13 protein-coding genes and 1 pseudogene are annotated in these 18776 nt (G+C 64.3%); 10 read left to right on the forward strand and 4 right to left on the reverse strand.

Annotated features, from left to right (window positions below; all coding sequences use genetic code 11):
- Window positions 1-119: 119 nt before the first annotated feature.
- Together ATB98_RS20280 and ATB98_RS20285 are read right to left on the reverse strand one after the other, a co-directional pair.
- Window positions 120-2660 (reverse strand): NAD-dependent epimerase/dehydratase family protein, encoded by a 2541-nt coding sequence (locus ATB98_RS20280; protein WP_066876795.1) that lies wholly within the window; start codon window positions 2658-2660, stop codon window positions 120-122.
- A 172-nt stretch (window positions 2661-2832) separates the two neighbouring features.
- Window positions 2833-4422 carry a winged helix-turn-helix domain-containing tetratricopeptide repeat protein gene (locus tag ATB98_RS20285; protein ID WP_066877387.1) on the reverse strand — a complete coding sequence of 530 codons (1590 nt, stop codon included), beginning with the start codon at window positions 4420-4422 and terminating at the stop codon, window positions 2833-2835.
- A 194-nt stretch (window positions 4423-4616) separates the two neighbouring features.
- Between ATB98_RS20285 and ATB98_RS20290 the strand changes: the two genes are divergently transcribed.
- The 4 genes from ATB98_RS20290 (at window position 4617) to ATB98_RS20305 (ending at window position 8763) form a co-directional block, all read left to right on the forward strand.
- Window positions 4617-5369 carry an SDR family oxidoreductase gene (locus ATB98_RS20290; protein ID WP_066876797.1) on the forward strand — a complete coding sequence of 251 codons (753 nt, stop codon included), beginning with the start codon at window positions 4617-4619 and terminating at the stop codon, window positions 5367-5369.
- A 71-nt stretch (window positions 5370-5440) separates the two neighbouring features.
- Window positions 5441-5854: a cupin domain-containing protein gene (locus ATB98_RS20295; protein WP_066876799.1), complete on the forward strand. Its 414-nt coding sequence runs from the start codon at window positions 5441-5443 to the stop codon at window positions 5852-5854.
- Between the two features lie 75 nt (window positions 5855-5929).
- Complete coding sequence (locus ATB98_RS20300; RefSeq protein WP_066876804.1) at window positions 5930-7024, forward strand: HlyD family secretion protein; 1095 nt, start codon at window positions 5930-5932, stop codon at window positions 7022-7024.
- Window positions 7021-8763, forward strand: coding sequence for a DHA2 family efflux MFS transporter permease subunit (locus ATB98_RS20305; protein WP_153435417.1), 1743 nt, complete (start codon window positions 7021-7023; stop codon window positions 8761-8763). Before ATB98_RS20300 ends, ATB98_RS20305 begins: the two co-directional genes overlap by 4 nt.
- Here the strand turns inward: ATB98_RS20305 and ATB98_RS30455 are convergent.
- Window positions 8688-9617, reverse strand: a pseudogene (locus ATB98_RS30455) (PQQ-dependent sugar dehydrogenase); the annotation flags it as partial. The gene ATB98_RS20305 and the pseudogene ATB98_RS30455 sit on opposite strands and share 76 nt — an antisense overlap.
- A gap of 237 nt (window positions 9618-9854) precedes the next feature.
- Window positions 9855-10640: a response regulator transcription factor gene (locus ATB98_RS20310; protein ID WP_066876805.1), complete on the reverse strand. Its 786-nt coding sequence runs from the start codon at window positions 10638-10640 to the stop codon at window positions 9855-9857.
- A gap of 743 nt (window positions 10641-11383) precedes the next feature.
- Here ATB98_RS20310 and ATB98_RS20315 point away from each other — a divergent pair.
- The 6 genes from ATB98_RS20315 (at window position 11384) to ATB98_RS20340 (ending at window position 18768) form a co-directional block, all read left to right on the forward strand.
- Window positions 11384-12646: an O-antigen ligase family protein gene (locus ATB98_RS20315; RefSeq protein ID WP_153435416.1), complete on the forward strand. Its 1263-nt coding sequence runs from the start codon at window positions 11384-11386 to the stop codon at window positions 12644-12646.
- A gap of 62 nt (window positions 12647-12708) precedes the next feature.
- Entirely contained in the window at window positions 12709-13527 is an 819-nt protein-coding gene (locus ATB98_RS20320; protein ID WP_066876808.1) for an AAA family ATPase, read from the forward strand.
- A gap of 17 nt (window positions 13528-13544) precedes the next feature.
- Window positions 13545-14567 (forward strand): hypothetical protein, encoded by a 1023-nt coding sequence (locus ATB98_RS20325; protein ID WP_066877389.1) that lies wholly within the window; start codon window positions 13545-13547, stop codon window positions 14565-14567.
- A 111-nt stretch (window positions 14568-14678) separates the two neighbouring features.
- Entirely contained in the window at window positions 14679-16859 is a 2181-nt protein-coding gene (locus ATB98_RS20330; RefSeq protein ID WP_066876809.1) for a pyruvate kinase, read from the forward strand.
- 32 nt (window positions 16860-16891) lie between these two features.
- Window positions 16892-17446, forward strand: coding sequence for an adenylyl-sulfate kinase (locus tag ATB98_RS20335; protein ID WP_066876810.1), 555 nt, complete (start codon window positions 16892-16894; stop codon window positions 17444-17446).
- A 65-nt stretch (window positions 17447-17511) separates the two neighbouring features.
- Entirely contained in the window at window positions 17512-18768 is a 1257-nt protein-coding gene (locus tag ATB98_RS20340; RefSeq protein ID WP_066876811.1) for a cation:proton antiporter, read from the forward strand.
- Window positions 18769-18776: the final 8 nt, after the last annotated feature.

Below are 18776 nucleotides of genomic sequence, written 5' to 3' on the forward strand. Positions count from 1 at the left end.
ACCGCTAGCCGCCCATTTCGACGCCGGGAGCGAAAGAGTTTCAAATTTTCCGGGATATTCGGGAGCACTGCCGGCCGTCGCGGCCGGTCCAAATCTAGCGCCAAAGGGGGTTCGTGCGGTCAGACGATCGCCCGGTCCCAGCCGCCATAATGCTCTTCACTGCGCGCCCCGCGCGGCAGGCTGAGGGCGATCAGCGCCAGCCCGATCGCAACCCCCGCGAATGCGCCTGCCGTATTGCCGCCGGCCAGCAGGAATGGCGATGCCGCCACCCATGCGCCGAGCGCCGCGTTCAGGAAGCGCAGCGGACGCACAACCTCCGCCATCGCCGTCACCGCGACCAGGATGACGAGGCAGCCTGCGATGTGATCGCTGTAATAGAGAGGCGGATCGCTGCCGAAGACGAGCGGTGTTGCCATCAGCATCGCGCCGAGCGGAATGCTCGCCGCAAGGGTCCAGGGGAAATTCACGCCGCCCGTGATGAATTCCTTCAGCACTTGAGCGGCCGGACGGTCGAGGTCCGGTTCAGGCTTCTGGTCTTCCGAAAGCGCAGGGCCGCCCGTCCAGAAGGTCCGCCAGAACGGCTCGCCGGCCCTTTTTGCCCGCCACAGATACTGGATCGTCGCCAGCACCTCGTCGACCGAATAGGGGATCATCACGACCGTGACGGCCGCCTGGATGATGCAGAGCGTGCAAAGCGCGCCGATCAGCGGCGGTTGGATGATGATGAAGGAGACGCTGACCACGCCGAGCGGGATGATCAGCAGTCCGAACAGCAGCACCATCCAGGGCATGGTGCGCCATCGGCGGCGGTCACCGATCGCACCGGCGAGGATGTCGAGCGCGTAGGCCAAGGCGCCGAGCCCGGCATCGGCGATCGGGAAGCCCTTGGACACCGACGACGTGACGACCGCCTCGCTGCCATTGCGGACCGGAGCACCGCCCGGGCCGAAGAACGGCTCCCACAGGCCGTCGATATGGCCCATCTGGTAGGCTGCGAGATAGCGCGAGACGAACAGGCCGACGAAGGCGAGCGCCACGATCGGGATGCGCTGGGTGAAGGCGGACGGCGAATAGCTCCAGCCGAGCGGGCGGTCATCATCCGCCGCGAGCGACCGCACGCTGATGCCCGGCGTCGGCGGGATCATCACGGCGAATGCGATGATCAGCATGCCGGCGAGCATGTCCGTCGCATAGGCGGCGGCACTTGCCGTCCAGAAGACAAGCGGCGCGAGCATGACCCATACGCCGAGAGCAGCGGTGATCCATTGCGCCCATGACCAGCGGCGGTACATGCCGAGAAGCGCGAAGGCGGCGACAAGCAGCCCGGAGACGATTTCGCTCACGCCGAGCCGCGCGCTGCGCACATCGGCTGCGGCAATCTCGTGCCCGAGCGCCGGCGGCAGGGGCGCGTCGATGGGATCGAACAGGCCGAGCGTCACCGGCGAGGCGACGAGCCAAAGGCCGAGCGCGACGTTCGACAGCGGCGCCCAGAGCGTCCGCAGCCGGTGTCGTTCAACGGCGGTCTCGACCTCCTCGTCGCTGCGCTCCAGCGGTCGGTCGAGCCTTTTGGCGGCTTCTTCGATCTCCGGCCCGGAGGCGGCCACGAGCGAGGGTTCCAGCTTGTTCTTCGCGTACCACTCGGTCGGGTCTTCCTTCAACCGCCGGATCATTTCCGGCAGTGTTTCGCCCAGACCGTGACGCGGCGTCCAGCCGAGAAGCGAACGGGCGCGGGAAATGTCGATCTCGTAGTGGTCGTCCGAGCTCTCGATCATCCATGGCCTGATATCGGTGTCCTGGTCGAGCACCTCCGTCTGAAGCCATGCCCCGGATTTGGCGAGACCCTGGGGCAGCACGAGCGTGCGCCAGTCTTCGCCGTGAACCAGGCGCCCGATGCGCTTTTGCAGATCGCCGTAGGAAAGGGTCTCCTCCTCGCCGATCAGCAGCGCGCATCCGTCCGGAAGTTCGGCGCGACGCTCGACGGTGCGCCGGAAGGACTCGACCAGGTCGTCCTTGTGCAGGTACGGCTGCCCTGCACCAAGATCACCGCTGAAGAGGTAGGCGGTGGGGCGCCGCTCGAAGATGCGGGCGATCTGTTGCGCGATGAACGCGGCGCGGCAGTCCTCGTCATAGACGCCGGCGAGCCGCAGGATCACCGTCCTGATCTTGCCATGCTCTTTTGCGACGACTTCCTCGGTTTCGGCCTTCGACTTCGGGTAGGCCCAGGACGGCTCGAGCGGAGCGTTTTCGTCGATGCGCACGCCCTTCTCCGGACTTGGCGCGTGCACCAGCAAGGTGCTCGCAAAGATGAACTGCTCTGTCTCCAGCGCTTGCAGCGCGGCGAGCAGCCGGCGCGTCCCCTCGACGTTGACGGCATCATATTTGGGATTCTGCTTGCCGGTCGTATCGTAATAGGCGGCGAGATGGATGACCGAGGCCAGGCGGCCGCCGCAGCGCTTGCCAAGGGCTTTCACCGCCGCCCCCACGCTGTCATCGGACGTGAGGTCGATCTCGATCGTCTCGAGACTGTCGGGAGCCTTCGGAGCGACCACGTCGAATCCGATCACCCGGTAGGAATCGCTTAAGGCGTCAGCGATTGCCCGGCCGAGAAAGCCACTCGAGCCGGTGATGAGAATGGTCGGCTGATCTGTTTCTTTCGGCATGTCGACGTCTTTACGGGAAGGCTCTTCGCAAACGTCCGCTGCGGCGGGAATGTTCCGAGCCTCACACGCTTTCGATGCGTCGTTTCACCCTCGATCCTTGGAAGGCCGCCCCAAAAGCGGCTCCAGCCTGTTCGGTTGAACGCCAAACGCATCGTCGGCCGACCTGTCGAAGTCACTCGGGCAAGCCGGCCAGTCTCAGGCCATCCACAAACCGCGCGAGATCTTCCGGGCGATGGATGGGCAGCCAGTCCTTGAGGTTGGAAATGCGTAAGGACGGATCGAGCGTGCGTATTCGCCGCACCGCCTGCCGCGCTTCGCCGACGCGCCCGGCAAGCGCATGGCTCGCGGCCAGCAGGGCGACGCCGACGAGCAGGCTCGGCAGGTTCCCAAGGGCCTTTTCCGCCCAGGCCGCGGCGGTATCGAAGCGTCCGGCGAAGAAATGCGCCAGAGCCATCCCGACCTGCATCCGGAACATTTCCGGATCGAGCGGGCTCAGGCGGACGGCATGCGCCAGGTGCTCGATCGCTGCATCCGTTTCGCCGCGGAGAGCGCGCAGAGCCCCGCCGAGGAACCAGGCGATGGCGAGATTGGGGTTGAGCAGCACGGCCCTGTCGAGCAAGGCGATGCCGCCGTCGAGGTCGCCGGCGAGATGGGCGAATGCATGCCCGCCTCTGGTGAGGGCGACCGCATCGTCGCGGCCGAGTTCCACCGCCAGCCGCGCCAGCCGCACGCCCTCGGCGATTTCTTCGGCCCGCTCGGTCATCCAGCCGTTCAACTTGCGCCAGAAATGGCACCAGGCAGCCGCCGCGTAGGCCGATGCAAATTCGGGGTCGAGCTCGATCGCCTTGTAGAACGAGGGCAGCGCCGCCTCGATTGCCTCACGCGTTCCGTTGTGCAGCTTCGCCATGCCGCGCAAATAGTAGTCGTAGGCGTCGAGGCTCTCGGTCGGCTTGCGCTTCGCCCGCTCGATCTCCGCCCTTTCGAGCTGCGGCGCGATCGCGCCGACAACGCTTTCGGCTATCCCGTCCTGCAGCTCGAATATGTCATCGAGCGTGCCCTCGAAGCGTTCCGCCCAGAGATGCGTCCCGGTCGTCGCGTCGATCAGCTGTCCGGTGATGCGCACCCTGTTGCCGGCCTTGCGCAGGCTGCCTTCGAGCACGTAGCGCACCCCCAGTTCGCGGCCCACTTCCTTCACATCCACGGCGCGGCCCTTGTAGGTGAAGCTCGAATTGCGCGCGATGACGAACAGCCAGCGGATGCGTGACAGGGCAGCGATGATGTCCTCCACCACGCCGTCGGCGAAGTAGTCGTGCTCGGGATCGCCGCTCAGGTTCTGGAAAGGCAGGACGGTGATGGAGGGCTTGTCCGGAAGGATGAGCGCGGAGGGCGGCTCCCCCGATCCGGGATGTGCAAAGAGGTTTGAAGTGCCGTGCTGTCGCGCGTCCTCGATCTCGCCCAGCGTGATCTCGCCGACGAAGCGGAAACCCTTTCGCGCGACCGTCCGGACGAGGCGCTGTTCCTCGCCGCTGTCGCCGATGGCCTTGCGAACCGCGTTGATGTGGCTGGTGATGGTCGACTCGGAGACGATACGGCCGCTCCACACCGCCTGCAGCAGGTCATCCTTGCTGACGACGCGGTCGCGGTTGGTGACGAGATGCAGCAACAGATCGAAGACCTGCGGCCCGACAGCCACGACTTCCCCGCGCAGGGTGAGCTCCCGGCGTTCCTGATCGAGCACGTAGTCTCCAAACATGAATGGCAAGGCCGGCATCCCCTGTCCCGAGTGCCTTCGGCTCGCTCCGAGGCAACTGGCGAATACAGCGTTCCTTTGGACGGAAAAGCAAGCGTCCTTCAAGAACAATTCAAGCCCGCCACAGGGACTTCCCTTACGCCCGCGGGCATTCTCCATCCACATCGACGGCAATGGTTGCGGTCGGCAAATGTGGAGAGAAGCCCATGAAGATCGTCGTCATCGGAGGCACCGGCCTCATCGGATCGAAACTCGTGAAGAACCTCCGCGAGCGCGGGCATGACGTGCTCGCGGCCGCCCCGAACACGGGCGTGAACACCATCACCCGCGAAGGCTTGGCCGAGGCAATGGACGGCGCCGAGATCGTCGTCGACGTGGCGAACGCGCCGGTTTGGGAGGACAAGGCCGTCCTCGAATTTTTCGAGACCTCCGGCCGCAACCTGCTGGCCGCGGAAGCTGCCGCCGGCGTCCGCCACCACGTTGCCCTGTCGATCGTCGGCAGCGAACGGCTGCCCGACAACGGCTATTTCCGGGCGAAGGTCGCGCAGGAAAACCTCATCAAGGCCTCCGGCATTCCTTACACCATCCTGCGCGCCACGCAGTTCTTCGAGTTCGTCGGCGGCATTGCGCAGGCCGGGGCGGTCGGCGAGGAGATACGCGTGTCGCCGGCGCTGTTCCAGCCGATCGCGTCGGACGACGTGGCGGCGGCGCTCGCCGATGTCGCGCTCGCATCGCCGCTCAACGGCACGGTCGAGGTCGCCGGCCCCGAGGCGATCCCGCTCGATGAAGTGGTCAGGCGCTACCTGCGCGCGACTGACGACGCGCGCAAGGTCGTGCCGGACGTTCACGCACGCTACTTCGGCTCCGTTCTCGACGATCAATCGCTGACGCCCGGCGGCAACGCGCGCATCGGCGCGATCCGCTTCGAGGAATGGCTCGGTCGGCAAGCCGCGCGGTAAGGCCCCACGAATACGGACGTCGGCCCGGCGCGGGCCGGCCTTCACGTCAAAAGCCTCGAAGGAGAATTCCAATGCTCAAGCGATTTCTTTCGGCCGCCGCCTTCGCGGCGCTCACGATCACCGCAGCTTCGGCCGGCGACCGGCCGGCGGGCAAGGTGACGGTCGTCTTCGACCACCCGCTTCCGAACGTCCCCGGCAAGAGCATGCGGGGCGTGCTCGTCGAATACGGGCCGGGCGGAGGATCGCCTGCCCACACGCACCCGAAATCCGCCTTCATCTATGCGACGGTCATCGAGGGCGCGATCCGCAGCGGCGTCAACGGCTCGCCGGAAAAGGTCTACCAGGCGGGCGAAAACTTCTACGAAGAGCCCGGCTCGCATCATGAGGTCAGCGCCAATGCCAGCGACACCGAGCCGGCGCGGCTGCTGGCGGTGTTTGTCGTCGACACCGACGAAAAGGAACTGGTTACGCCCGACGGGCAATGACCGAACCGGTCGATGCTGGCAGCCCTGGGATGCCAGGGCTGCCTTTCCGATCGACATTCAGGAGGGATCGAGAAAATGGATTCGCTCGCCGACAAGGTCGCCATCGTCACGCGCGAAAAGCCCGGCACCGGGGTCGTGGCGCAACCCAGGAAGAAAAAGGTCGTCGGCCTGCTGCTGTGCGTCAGCGCCGTCGCCCTCATCGCCGGCGGATGGGCCTGGGCTCGTTCGGGCGGCGAGGCTGCAACCGACAATGCCTATGTCCGCGGCGACGTGACCTCGCTCGCCCCCAAGGTGGCGGGCTACGTCACCGCCGTCGAGGTCGAGGACAACCAAACCGTCCGAGTGGGCGACGTCCTGTTCCGCATCGACGATCGGGATTATCGTGCACGGCTTGCGCAGGCGGTCGCCAATGTCGAAGCGGCCAAGGCTCGGCTCATCAATGTCGATGCGGAAACGGAACTTCAGCATGCCCTGATCCGGCAGGCCGAAGCCCAGAGACGTTCGGCCGTGGCCGAGTTGAACCTGGCGATCAAGGCCTATGACCGGCGCCGTGAGCTCATTCGCAGCAACACCATCAGCCAGGCTCATGTCGATGAAAGCGACGCCGCGCGGTCGAGAGCCGAGGCGAGCGTGTCGGCCGCCTCCGCATCGCTGGAGGCTCAGCAGCAGCGCCTCGCCGTAATTGCCGCTGAGCGCGAGGCAGCCGTCGCCGCCGTTGCGCAGGCAGAAGCCGCGCGCGATCTCGCCCGGATCGATCTCGACAGCACGGTGGTCCGGGCGCCTGTCGGCGGCGTCATCGGCAACCGCCAGGTCCGCCTCGGCCGGCTCGTCGCGCCGGGTGCCTCCCTGCTCGATATCGTTCCGGTCAACGATGTATGGATCGTCGCAAATTTCAAGGAAACCCAGCTCGAACATATCCGGCCCGGCCAGCGCGCCCGCATCACCGTCGACGGCTACCCGAGCGGCGCTCTCGACGGCGTGGTCGACAGCTTTGCGCCCGGCAGCGGGTCGGCCTTCAGCCTGCTTCCCTCAGACAATGCCACCGGCAACTTCGTTCGCGTCGTCCAGCGCGTTCCGGTGAAGATCCGCCTTGCCGAAAATCCATTGCCCGGCCGCCTCGTGCCCGGCCTCTCCGCGCGTGTCGAGGTCGATCTCGGGAGCGGGTCATGACCACCGCCGTCGCCATTACGCCGAACCGCGCCGGATCGACGCCCGGTGCGCTCCTTGTCGCCGGCATAGTGCTTGCCACGCTGACGGAGGCAATCGCCAGCACCGTGCTCTCGCTCGGGCGAGCCGACATCATCGGTGACACCTATGCAACGCCCGACGAGTTCGCCTGGCTGGAGGTCGGCTACACCGCATTCAAGCTCATCGGTTTCATGGCAGCCTCCTCGCTGATGAACCGTATCAACCCGCTGAGCCTCGTCGTCGGCTCAACGCTTGCAATGGGCGTGGCGTGCGGCCTTGCTGCGGTAACGACCCGGTTGGACCTGCTGGTCGCGCTTCGGATCATTCAGGGCTTCTCCGGTGGTACCCTCATCGTCGGGGGCCAGGCGATCATTTTTCTCGCCTATCCGCGATCTCGGCAGCCGATTCTCCAGGCTCTCTTCGCCATGGGCTCCGTTGTCGCCCCCGCGACGCTTGCACCCGCCCTTCAGGGATGGCTGCTCGATAGCCGGTCCTGGGCATGGATATTCTTCAGCGTCGTGCCGGTGGCGCTCTCCGCTACGGGACTTCTGCTGATCGCGGACGGACCGGTGCCGGCCAGAACCCCGCACCGTCCGTTTGACAGGATCGGCTTCTCGCTCATCTCCGTCACGCTTTGCTGCTTTACCTACGTCTTGAGCCAAGGCAGCCGGTGGGACTGGTTCGAGGAACCTCGCATCCTGTGGCTGACGGTGATCGGTGCGACCACTCTCGCGGCATTCCTCGGCCGGCAAGTGTCGGCCAAAGGCCGGGGACTGCTCGACTTCACCCTGTTCAAGTCGGAGGATTTTTCCTTTGCCTTCATCGTCAGCTTCGTCGCCGGCGCCGCATTGTTCGGGAGCGCCTATCTCATCCCGTCCTTTGCCGTGTCCGTCCTCGCCTTGACGCCGATCGATGCCGGCCTGCTCCTGTTGCCGAGTGGCGCGCTTTTCATCGGCGCGCTCCTCCTTGCCGCCTTTCTCGTGCAGGTTCGCCGCCTCCCTCCTTTCGCCACAGTGCCTTTTGGCATCCTGATGATCATGATTGCGATGTGGATGCTGTCCGGATCGACCAGCGAGAGCGGGGCCGACGACATGATGGCCGCGATCCTGTTGCGCGGCCTCGGCCTTGGCTTCCTGTTCCTGTCGATCACCCTGATCGCCTTCATGAGCCTCAACAGCCGGAACCTCGCCTCCGGCATCGGCCTCTTCAACACGGGTCGCCAGCTTGGCGGGCTGATCGGGGTAGCCGCGCTCCAGACACTGATCGAGCACAACGTCGTCGCCAATGTCGCCGTGCTCGGCGCCAACGTCACCGCAGGGCGGCCCGCCGTTTTCGAACGGCTGGCGACGACAACAGCCATGCTGGCGGCGAAAGGGATGGAGCCGGCTGCCGCCAGCCGGGCAGCGACCAGCCTTCTGGACCGGCTCGTGACTGGTCAGTCCACCGTAATTGCCTTCGACACGGCGTTCAACGCAGTCGCCCTGCTCTTTGTAATCGCCGCCCCCGTGCTGGTCGGCATCAAAATCGCGCTCGCCCGGCACGCGAAGCGTGCCAGGCACACTCACCGCCTGAAGATGTGGATCGCGCCGCCGGCGTCGTCGGAGACGAGGACGGAACCGTCGGGCGCTTCCTTGACGTCCACTGGACGGCCGACATTCCGCAGGAAAGTCTCCGCGGATACCGGGCGGTTGCCCCGGAAGCGCACCCGCACCACCTGGTAGCCGACCGGAACCGATCTGTCCCAGCTGCCGTGCTCGGCGACCAGCGCGTCGCCGCCGAGACTGCGGAAGAAATGGATCCCGAGCGCTGCGACATGCGCCTGGAACTCGAAGACCGGCGGAATTTGCCGCTCGGGCGGCGTTGCGTCCTCAAAGCCTGTGAGCCGGGTTCGGCCTCCGAAATAGGGAAAGCCGTAAAAGCCGCCCGGTCGAAGCGCGTTCAACTCGTCGGGTGGAATGTCGTCACCCATCCGGTCGGCGCCGTTGTCGGTAAAGAACATGGTGCCGCCGCGCCAGTCGAAGCCGACCGAATTGCGCAGGCCCCAGGCGACGCGCCGAAGGTCGGATCCGTTCTGGTTCATGCTGACGATCGTGCCTTGCAGGCCGCGCGGCAGGCAAATGTTGCACGGCGATCCCAGCGAGACATAGAGCCGGGAATCGGGGCCGACGCCGATATAGCGATAGCTGTGGCCGCCGGAATCCGGCAAGCCCCGACGAATGTCGCGCCTGCCGCTGAGCGTGCCTCCCGGCCCGATGTCGAAGGCGGTGATGCGGCTCCTCGAAGCGACGAACAGACGCCCGCCGGCGCAGGCGACCCCGTTCGCAGCAGAGAACCCCGAGGCGGCGCGCCGGGCGCGGCCGCCGGTCAGCGGCACGGAATAGACCGAGGAACCCTTGGTTCCGACGAACAACATGTCGCCGCAGACCGCCATTTCGCGCGCGGCCGGAACACGGGCGAGCAACTCGGCCCGCGCCGGGCCGAGGCCCAAGGCGCAGGCGATCGTTGCGATAGGGGCGAGAGCGAGAAACCTCGATCCGGTGGAGAGAAATCCGGCCCTGAGGGACAAGAGGTCCATCGCACCCTCCGACTGCTGGCGGAATTTTCGAAGGAGATGGAGCGGCCCGCTCCCCTTTCAAGCCGGAGCCCCGGTCTCACGGCGAAGTGATCTGCCGGAGGGAGGAGCGGCGCCCCCAGGGCCTCGACGCGCGAAGAACGAATGCGGGCGCGGGGAAATTTGGGGGCGAACGGAGCGGCGCTGCGGCGGTTCCGCTCTGAGGTGAAGCATGATCGGTGCTCCGAGCCCGTCCCCGGATCAGGTCGACGGATCGGCGGCCAATTCCATTGTTCCCAGTTCGACGGGGAACGCGTCGTTGAGCTTGTAAGCCACCTCGGTCCTGTTCGTGGCCTTCAGCTTTTTCATGATATTCCGGATGTGAACCTTTACGGTGCTCTCACGCAGATTGAGCTCATAGGCGATGATCTTGTTCGACTTGCCGCGCCTGAGCGCCTGGATGACTTGTTCCTGGCGTTGCGTGAACATGCCGGCCATGGGCCGCGGCGCGTTCCCGGCAGCGACGGTGGCCTTTCGCATGGTGAGAACACTGCTGGCGGGCACGAAGATTCCACCGGCCCGCGCCAGGCTGACGGCTTGCACGCAGACGTCAAAACCGATTGAGGACGGAATATACCCCCTGGCCCCGCACTCCAGTGCCTTCAGGACTTGTGCCAGTTCGTCGGAATCGGAAAGGATCACCACCGGAATCGGGTGAAATTCCCTTACGCGCGCCGATATCTCAGCCGCGTTGCTCGAGTCGGCGATTTTCTGGGCACCGATGTTCAGGAGGACTGCGGCGATGGGCGGATGGAGATCCTTGTCCTTCCGCCATTCATCGATCGATCCGAAGGCCAGGACCTGCATCCCCGCCCCATGCGACACGAGACATTGGGCCAGGCATTCCCTGTCGAGTGTTCGATTGTCCAGTACGAGCAGAGCGGAGTTTGATTCCGTGTGGTCACGAGCGTCATTGCCAGGACGGGATGTGCTCAGGGCATCGATTTCAGGCGCACGTTCATCATGAAATCGAGCTATTGAATGCATGCTACCCCCCAACCGGTAAATCAGCGCAAATCAAACCGGAAGACGCGCCTCAACGACCTGTTCACGTCACCATGCGCTGATGCCGTTTTAAACGCCGCCGGCAAGCATCGATCCTTGCTGTATATGGTATGAATCTTATAGAACGACCCTGCCTAGAAAATATGCACGCCTAGCCACCTAAGTTATCACTTTAAAAATATACCACCAAACCGAACCCATTGAAACAACTAAACTAGTCTAATCGCCCAATCATACTTTCGTGATTGCTTCCTATACTGCAATCCTTTTGAGCTAAAATATTGTAACCCTTTTGAGCTAATATTTGAGCTCGCACGGCGCTTCACGCATGCACAGGTCTGCAGGGCAAGGCGAGGTGCTATTGGAGCGTGTCCGTGCGTCGCCCCCGGTGCAGGAACGCTCCGCGGCGCACCATGGACCGAGGCGCCTCGAGTCCGGGGATCTATTGCGCATCCGCTGCTTTCAGTTTACCTTTTGCATTCTTGCTTGAACGACTTTTGTTGGTACTGCAGGCAGAAAGCTCAGTGACAGTGCGGAATTTCACCCGCCGTGCGGTAGCTTGTCGTTCGCGAACCGAATTGGCCTTTCATCCCCTTCCCTTTTTGCCGGCCTGCCAACATTCGCGCGAGTGGGCGGCGACAGTCATTACCTCACGGACCGGAAGCTGAGCCGCTGAACCAGCGGCATGTACCCTCGGATCACCATTGCTGCAGGTCTCCCTTCTGTTGCTCGTCGGGTCGATCTGGTTCCCTGGCGCCACGCGGATTGCCGGGACCGATGGCTCGCTTTCCTTCCTGATGGCGCTGTTCTGCGCGGTCATCAGCGTCGCGTCCTATGGTGAGGTTGCCAAGCGCGTCCATCGGTCCGAAGCGACGCTCGCGGTGGCTCTGCTGACGACCGCCGGATTGATCATCATTCTCTCGCTGCTGTCGATGCTTTACACGGGCAGCCCGATGAGGACCATGCGCGCAATTTTCGCGCAGATCTTCGGTTTCGCCACGATTCCGGCGTTTGCAGCCTTGTCGGCGCGGCCCAACGGCGCCGAAACGCTGGACAGGATCGTATCGGCGATGATCCTCATGAGCCTCGCAACGGCCGGTCTCGTCATCCTTGGGCTGGGCGGCGCCAAGTTCGCCGATCGGGCAGCCGGGTTTTTCAAGCATGCAAACCAGCTCGGAATCGCCATGTCGGCGGCCCTTCCGCTCGTCGCCGCCAGACTTGTCACGTCGCGCAAACACCGGCTTCTTCTCGCGGCCTGCCTTGTCGCCGTGCTTCTCGGACTGGTGAAATCCGGATCGAAGACAAACTTCGTCGTTGGCGTCATAGGGCTTGGCATTTTCTTTGTCCTGTACGCCATTTACCTCATTCTCAGGAGACAAAGGCCGTTGGCGATCATCGCCGGCGCGATCACGGCTCCGTTGCTGCTACACGCGGCGTTGTTGGCACTGCAGGCGCTCAACCCGCGAGCCTACCGGATATTGACCACGCAACTGTCGGGCGGCGAGGCGGATTCCATGGTGGCGCGCGAGCGGCTGTGGTCGATCTCGATCGATCTCGGCCTCGCACACCCGTTTACCGGGGTGGGCGCCGGACAACCGATCGGCGACATCGCCCCGCACAGCCACAACCTGTTCGTCGAATATTTCCGAACGCTCGGCGTCCCGGGTGTTGCGTTGATAACGGTCATGGTCCTGCTGGTCCTGATCTGCCTCATCAACGCGGTCATGGCAGGGTTGATCGCGAAAGGCAGAACCACCGACGCCACCGACACGAACGTGATGGTGCTCGGGACATCGGTCTGCGTGTTGAACTATCTCGTCGCGAACCAGATGAGCGACTCTTTCGGTCCGTCGACCGCACCGTTCTTCTGGATCCCGCTGGCATTGCTGATCGCCTACCGCAACGTGCAACGATCACTTGTAGACAAAAGCATCGGGCGGGTGCCGGATCCCGTGATACCCGGCGCCTTTCACACATTGAGAACCTGAGGAAAGCGCGAGGCTCCCCCTCGCCCTTTCCCGCGCCCGAACCTACCCCAGGATTGGATTAGATGAACCCGCACGAGCCGCACGAGAGGGACACGCGCGATAGGCCAGGCGCGGCAGGTTCCCTGTTTCCCGAGCGCATCCGCTTCGTCGAGTTCTTCGGCCTTCCCGGCATCGGGAAGACCACCGCTTCCCGTCTGTTCGCCAACAGGTTGCGCCAGTTGGGGATGCCCGTGGACGAGGCAAGACAGGAAAGAAAAGGTTTGATCGTTCGACAGATGGACAGGATCGTCCTCGTTCTTCCCAAACTGCTCAACAGAGAGTTTCGTTCGCTGGCCGCGAGAATTGCGCGGTTCGTTGCGCAGGGCGGGCAGGAAACGCCGATCGATGTGCTGCGCGTAACGTGGAACCTGTGCACGGTTGCCGCTTATATCGAGGAGCAAAGATCAAGGGGCGGGCCCCTGATGGTCCTTGACCAGGGATTGCTGCAGGGCTTCTTTTCGGTCCTTTTGCAGCACAGGGATAGGGCCACATCGGAGCCGTGGCTCGATATCCTTTCTGCCTTCGGCGTCGAGGATTTCGTCTTCGTGGATCTGCGGGGCGGGATCGACGTCGCACACGGCCGGCTCCGGGCCAGAGGCGATCGCGTCTCGCGGCTTCAACGAGCGGCCCCCGATCGCGATGTCGGTCTGCGGATCATGGCGGAGCGCGCTTACCAGAGGATCACCGCGGAAATTGCGCAGAGATCGGATGCGTCCGGTAACGCGCCACTCATCGTCTCGGTCGACATCGACTCCTCCATATCGCCGGAACAGGTCGCCGACCGCGCGCTTCAAGCCGTGTTCCACGCCTGCCGCGGCTGGCATTGGGCGCAGAATTCGTGAACGCGATGGGCGTGAAGATGGACAGACGGACATTCCTGCGCATCGCCGGCGCATGTCCTGCCCTTGCCTTGGCGCCGATCTCCGCTGAAAACCACAGGGAGCGGATGTTTGCCGTCGGCCAACTTTCGGAAGGCCCCGAGATCGTCCTGAGTGGCGAATACGGCTACGCACAGAAAAACATTCGCAACCTTCCGGTCAGGGCGATGATCGATGCGAGAAATGCGTCCTTCACGGTGGCGAACAGCAGGAATTCCGCTCCGAACGCGCTTATCGGCTGCGACATGGGTTGGCAGCCGATCAATCGATACCCTCTCGTCATTCGCAACTGCCCGGGTGTGCATTTCATCGGCGGAAGGTTCGATGGCCGGGTGCCGCTCACGACCGACTGGCGACACACCTATTGCAACAGTGCCGCCATGCTCGTCAGAGATGGAACGAGCCATGCGACGATAGAGGGTGTGCGCGCGCGGCGCTGCTGGGACGGCGTACGGTTCATCGACCATGTGAACGACTTTCGCCTGAAGGGCTCCTGGCTCAGTGAAATCAGGGACGATGCGGTTGAAAACGACTATCTCGCGAGCGGCGTCGTGGAGGATTGCCTGTTCGACGGGTGCTTCTCCGGGATCAGCCTGGACCCCGGTTCTCGCGAAGGGGACGGCCGACAGGAAACCGTGACGATTGATCGATCGCTCATTCGCATGGGCGCCTATCTCGCCAAAGGCGAGGTCACCCATCAGGCTCCCGTCAAGGCCGCCGACGTGTCCCCCAGGCTGAAGATAACGGAAACCATTTTCGCTCTGACGGCTGCAAACATGCGGGGCTTTCGACGGCTCGAGCGGACCTGGGCACGGATGATCGAGAGCCGCGACAATGCTCTCTTGTGGCTGCCCGACGAACCGATCCCGGCCGAGTTGCCGCTACCGCGCGCAGGCTTCGCGTTGCACACCGGCGCCGACGCCCGCGAGTGTTGGGACAAGGCGCGCCGGCAGTGGATCACCTCTCATCCGGATGTGCCGCGATTCCCGGACGACGAGCCGTAATCGTCCATCGAGACCCGAGCGCAAACCCTGACAACCCTGTCCGCTTTGGGCGGGGCCACGTCGGCCCGCTCATCAAGAACAACAAGTCGAAGCGATGCAAAGGTAGGAGCCATGAAGGTCAAAGAAGTCGAGCTCTTGTGCACACTGGGCCCAGCGTCCCTCAACGACCGTGTGATCCATTGGCTGGAACGGGCCGGCACCTCGATACTGCGCCTCAATCTGTCGCACACGAAGGTGGAGGATCTGGAGCGGATCATCCATTTCATCCAGAAGCGCACGTCCCTGCCCCTTTGTCTCGACACGGAAGGTGCCCAGGTCCGCACGGGACCGCTGGCCGACGGCAGGGTGAGCGTTCGGGAAAACCGGTTCCTGACCGCTCATGCGCGGCCGGTGGCGGGCGACCAGTTCTCGATCAGCCTCTACCCCGCCTATATCGTCAACCAGCTGGAAGTCGGAGATTTCGTCAGCATCGATTTCAACTCGGTGCTGTCGCAGGTCGTGGAGAAGCGCAATGACGAAGTCGTCCTCAGGATCCTGAACGGCGGCGAGATCGGCCCGAACAAGGCGGTGACGGTCCAGCGGCCCATCGAGATGCCGCCGCTTACCGACAAGGACCGCGCGGCGATCGCCATCGGACGCCGGATGGGGATCCGCCACTTCGCGCTCTCCTTCGCCCACCGGGCATCGGATGTCGATGCGATCCGTTCGCTTGCCGGTGGCGAGGCGATGATCATCTCGAAGATCGAATGCCTGACCGGCCTGCGCAACCTCGCAGCCATCGCCGAGAAATCGGACGCAATCCTGATCGACCGCGGCGACCTGTCCCGGGAGGTGCCGATCGAACAAATCCCCGCCATCCAGAAGATGATCATTCGCGGCGCAAAGGCCCACGGCGCCAAGGTCTATGTGGCGACGAACCTGCTCGAGTCGATGACGACCGCGCCGACGCCGACCCGGGCGGAGGTCAACGACATCTACAACACGCTGGCGGATGGCGCCGACGGGCTCGTCCTCGCCGCGGAGACGGCGATCGGCCAGTATCCGGTGAACTGCGCCAGGATGGTCATGAAGGTCGCCCAGCAATACCAGCGGAACCTGAATGCCGCCCCGCGCAGCATCCGCGTGCGCCCCTCCTCGCTGATGGCGGGCGTCGAGCCGCATGGCGGTCGTCTGGTCTGCCGCACGGCGGGTCATGCCGAGCATCTGGAAATCGCGGGCTTGCCGACGATCACGATCGGCGACGAGGAATTGACGGATGTCGAGCAGATCGCACGCGGCACGTTCTCGCCGCTCCGCGGCTTCATGGACAAGGCGTGTCTCGAGAGCGTCCTCGAGGACAACCAACTGCCCACCGGACTGGTCTGGACGATGCCTGTCGTACTGGCCGTGCCACTGGAGGCGGCATGCCGCTACTCGAAAGGCGATCGCGTCGTGCTCGCCACCGGATGCGGGTCGCCGCATTCCCTCCTCGAAATATCCGAAACCTACTATCTCGATCCCGAGCTGCTCGCCCGCAAATGGTTCGGTACCGACTCCAGCGACCATCCGGGCGTTGCGCGCGTCATCGCGCGCGGCGGGCACTTTCTCGCCGGCGAGGTCACGCTCATTCAGCCGCTCCCCTTGCCGTACCGGCGCTACGATCTGACCCCGGCGCAGCTCAGAACCGTTTTCGCCCATAAGGGCTGGACCCGGGTCGTCGCCTTCCACAGCCGCAATCTCGTCCACCGCGGTCATGAGCGTATCCAGATCGAGGCCCTGGAGCGCACCTTCGCCGATGGCCTGCTGATCAATCCCATCGTAGGACACGGCAGGCGCGGAGATTTCCTCCCGCACCTGATCCTCGACGGCTATCAGGCCATGCTGGACTACGGGGTCTACCCGGCGGGCAAGGTCGTGCTCGCAAGCTTCATCACGTACCCGCGCTTTGCCGGGCCGCGCGAGGCGGTCTTCACGGCCCTCTGCCGCAAGAACATGGGCTGCAGCCATTTCATCGTTGGACGCGACCACTCCGGCGTCGCCAGCTTCTACGGGCCCGACGGTGCCAAGGCGCTGTTCGAGGAGCTTGGGGATCTGGGCATCGAGCCTATCTTCTTTGATGCCGTCGGCTACGACACCCAGTCCGAACGCTATGTCGATCTAAATGCCTGCGAGACCGCCAAGCCGATCAGCGGCACCGAAATCCGCCGCGCCCTGATGGCGGGAGAGGCGCTGCCGAACTGGATGATGCGCTCCGAAGTGCAGGACGTCGTGCGCGCCGAACTGATGATGAAGCATGCGCTGTTTCAGGAATAGCGCCCAGCTCAGAGGAACCGAGGGATAACGGCATGGAGTTGAAGCGCGAAATTCGGCGAGAGCCCGCCCGTCCGCAAGCCGGAACGGTGCTGTGGCTGCTCGGCCCCACTTCGGCCGGCAAGACGACGCTGGCGACGCGCGTCGTGGCGGATCTGCGAAAGAAAGCGATCCCCGCCATTCTCTTCGACGGCGACGAGGTCCGCGATTTCTTCGGCGACGGGCTGGGGTTCGGCGCGGAAAGCCGACTGCGCGTCGTCTCGGTCCTAGTGCATCTGGCCAACAAGGCCGCCGAGGCCGGCCTCAATGTCGTCGTCGCCGCGCTGACGGCCGGGCAGGATGCCCGTGCCCATGTCCGCGCAAACGTGAAGAACCTGACGATCGGCTACGTTTCCTGCTCCATCCAGGGCTGCGCGCAAAGAGATCCGAAGGGCCTCTACCAAAAGGCGATGCGCGGCGAGATCGACACTCTCATCGGATTTAACAGCGCCTATCAGCCGCCGGACGATCCGGACCTTGTCCTCGATACCGAAGCGCATTCGCTGGACGCGCTCGCCGCGCGCATCGTGGCTTCCTATGCGCAAGACTGAGGCGAAAACGCGCGGCGAGACGGCGCGCCGGCGCCGCGCCGGACGCGCCCACCTTTGAGACCATCATGACCGATACCGAACTCACGCGGTTCTTCCTCTCGCTGGTCCTGCTGCTCGTAGCGGCGCTCGGCGGCGGCCTCGTGTTCGAGAAACTGAAGATGCCGCGTGTGATCGGGGAGATCGCGGGCGGGATAGTGCTTGGTCCATCCGTGCTGGGGCTGATCGCGCCCGGGGCCCATCAATGGCTGTTTGCAGGGTTTCCGGCGCAGGGTGCCCTGCTTTCCGGCTTCTATTGGTTCGGCCTGGTGCTGTTGATGTTCACGGCCGGGTTCAAGATGCAGGCGGAAGGCGCGGGCGGATCGGCGCGTATCGTCCCGGCTTTGGTGGTCGGGGCGCTGATGATCCCCTTCGCGCTCGGCTATGCGAGCGCCCCGTTGTTTGAGGATACGCAGCGCGGCGATCCTTTCGCGTTCAAGCTGGTGATGGGCATTGCCATGGCGGTCACGTCCATCCCGGTCATCTCCCGGATCTTCCTCGATCTCGGGCTGATGGCGACGCCATTCGCACGCCACGTCATCGGCGCGGCCACGATTCAGGATCTCATCCTATGGACGATCCTGGCCGTTGCCACCGCAGTCCAGCATGGCGATGCGGCCGACGCCGCCGGCATCGCACGGGTGGTCGCCATCACCCTCGGCTTCGTCCTCGCCTCGCTGTACTTCGCGCCCGCCGGCATGCGTCTCATGCGCCGATGGCTCTTCGGGAAGTTCAGCGAAGCGTCCCTGACCGGCTACAGCATGCTGCTCTGCCTTGTCTTCGTCGCCGCGGCAAGCCTCCTGAGCGTGAACATCGTCTTCGCCGCGCTCGTCGCGGGCCTGGTGATGGCGCGCCTGACCTCACGCCAGCTTGTCGCCGTCAAGCAACATATCGCCGACATGGCCATATGGTTCTTCGTGCCGATCTATTTCGCTGTCGTGGGACAGAAGCTCGATCTCGCGCAGCAGTTTGACGGCGGCCTGACGCTGCTCTTCATCGGCGCAAGCACGGCGATCAAACTCGCAAGCTGCACGCTTTCCGCCTGGAGCGCCAATGCTGGCTGGGCGAGAGCCTTCGACTACGGCGTCGCCATGAACACGCGTGGGGGACCCGGGATCGTGCTCGCGAGCGTCGCGCACGCGGCCGGTATCATCGACGCGCGCATGTTCACGGCGCTCGTCCTCGCCTCCATCCTCACCTCGTTCGCCACGGGACTGTGGCTTCGCTGGCGGCTCGTGCGCAATCCGGCAGTCTTCGCCAATCTGGCGCGACTGCCTGCCGAGTGACGAGACGC

This window comes from Sinorhizobium saheli (assembly GCF_001651875.1).
GTDB classification, from domain to species: Bacteria; Pseudomonadota; Alphaproteobacteria; order Rhizobiales; family Rhizobiaceae; genus Sinorhizobium; species Sinorhizobium saheli.

Excerpts from the sequence above, each read along its gene's own strand:
- ATB98_RS20280 (WP_066876795.1), bottom strand. The coding sequence starts at position 2,660 with ATGCCGAAAGAAACAGATCAGCCGACCATTCTCATCACCGGCTCGAGT.
- ATB98_RS20290 (WP_066876797.1), top strand. The coding sequence starts at position 4,617 with ATGAAGATCGTCGTCATCGGAGGCACCGGCCTCATCGGATCGAAACTC.
- ATB98_RS20295 (WP_066876799.1), top strand. The coding sequence starts at position 5,441 with ATGCTCAAGCGATTTCTTTCGGCCGCCGCCTTCGCGGCGCTCACGATC.
- ATB98_RS20300 (WP_066876804.1), top strand. The coding sequence starts at position 5,930 with ATGGATTCGCTCGCCGACAAGGTCGCCATCGTCACGCGCGAAAAGCCC.
- ATB98_RS20305 (WP_153435417.1), top strand. The coding sequence starts at position 7,021 with ATGACCACCGCCGTCGCCATTACGCCGAACCGCGCCGGATCGACGCCC.
- ATB98_RS20310 (WP_066876805.1), bottom strand. The coding sequence starts at position 10,640 with ATGCATTCAATAGCTCGATTTCATGATGAACGTGCGCCTGAAATCGAT.
- ATB98_RS20320 (WP_066876808.1), top strand. The coding sequence starts at position 12,709 with ATGAACCCGCACGAGCCGCACGAGAGGGACACGCGCGATAGGCCAGGC.
- ATB98_RS20325 (WP_066877389.1), top strand. The coding sequence starts at position 13,545 with ATGGACAGACGGACATTCCTGCGCATCGCCGGCGCATGTCCTGCCCTT.
- ATB98_RS20330 (WP_066876809.1), top strand. The coding sequence starts at position 14,679 with ATGAAGGTCAAAGAAGTCGAGCTCTTGTGCACACTGGGCCCAGCGTCC.
- ATB98_RS20335 (WP_066876810.1), top strand. The coding sequence starts at position 16,892 with ATGGAGTTGAAGCGCGAAATTCGGCGAGAGCCCGCCCGTCCGCAAGCC.
- ATB98_RS20340 (WP_066876811.1), top strand. The coding sequence starts at position 17,512 with ATGACCGATACCGAACTCACGCGGTTCTTCCTCTCGCTGGTCCTGCTG.